At 65.0% G+C, this 989-nt stretch carries 1 protein-coding gene; it reads left to right on the top strand.

Going from position 1 to position 989, the window contains the following annotated elements; all coding sequences use genetic code 11:
• The first annotated feature begins 356 nt into the window (after nucleotides 1-356).
• Entirely contained in the window at nucleotides 357-797 is a 441-nt protein-coding gene (locus MJ785_RS18680) for a hypothetical protein (RefSeq protein WP_239382044.1), read from the top strand.
• The last annotated feature ends 192 nt before the right edge of the window (nucleotides 798-989 follow it).

The raw sequence follows: 989 nt of genomic DNA on the forward strand, positions 1-989 counted from the left end.
CCCCGCGGGGGAAACACCAAATGGAGCGGTCCCGGTTCCGTGGAGAGTGAATTTTTGGTCCGCTGTCTGCCCCATCGCCGAACAGGAAAGATCAAATAGCCTTGGCTGCGCTGGCTGAGGACAGCCTGGCTACGCGTGAGATCGCCCGGATGGTCCAGCTATGACAACCCGGCCACCCGGGCCAGCCGCCCAATGACAGTCTATGATCAGTAAAATAAGATTACGCAAGGTTCACATCAACCGGCGGCTTCTTCCGTGCCCGGAACCAACACTCCACGCTTTTCGTCGCGGATACCGGCCGCAGGCTGTCGGTGGGGCAAGCCAATTAACCACAAATCTACGACGCCGACGAGCGGATGCGGCTGTGGAGCCGGAACCTGACCGAAAAGCTGGAGATTCTCTACGCCGAGCAGGCTCGGAGGATGGTGGCCGTCTTCGTCTACGCCGACTACGCCATCCGGAACTGGACCTACGCAGACCGGGTCGCCGCCGCTCTCGCTGACCTACCGCTCGCCGTTGGAGCGATCCCGATACGCGTAGAGCGCGTTCTCCCCGAACCGGAGAAGGTCCAGCTCCGGTGGAGTCCCGACGCCGAGCCGAGCGAGCACGTCGAACGCCGCCATGCGGGCGTCGGACTCTTTCCAGGCCACAACGTCCTACCAGGCGAGACGGGAGTAGCGCGAGGAACAGCAGGCGACGACCGGGAGGACCGCACCGGACCGCTCCCGGGCCAGGGTGCGCGAACAATCAGCCGGGCTCACCAGTGCAATCAGACCCACGGTCCCGTCCAGGGTTGAGGCTCTCCGTCACCACCACCCTAGGCCCGCAAGCCGTCACACGCATCCGGGACGGGACAATCCGGGCACAGGCAGAGCGCCACCTGCTGTCCGCGCCTCGGTCCGCGTCGGGAGATGGAACCCCGATCTCCGCAGGAGCGACGGAGAGCACATAACGGGTGCCGGCGGCCCCCTCCGGATTCACCGACACCC

Origin of the sequence: Protofrankia sp. CiT1 (assembly GCF_917627335.1) — a bacterium.
Taxonomy (GTDB): Bacteria; Actinomycetota; Actinomycetes; order Frankiales; family Frankiaceae; genus Protofrankia.

Bases quoted from the DNA above. Each gene is read 5' to 3' on its own strand.
- MJ785_RS18680 (WP_239382044.1), top strand. From the start codon at position 357: ATGCGGCTGTGGAGCCGGAACCTGACCGAAAAGCTGGAGATTCTCTAC.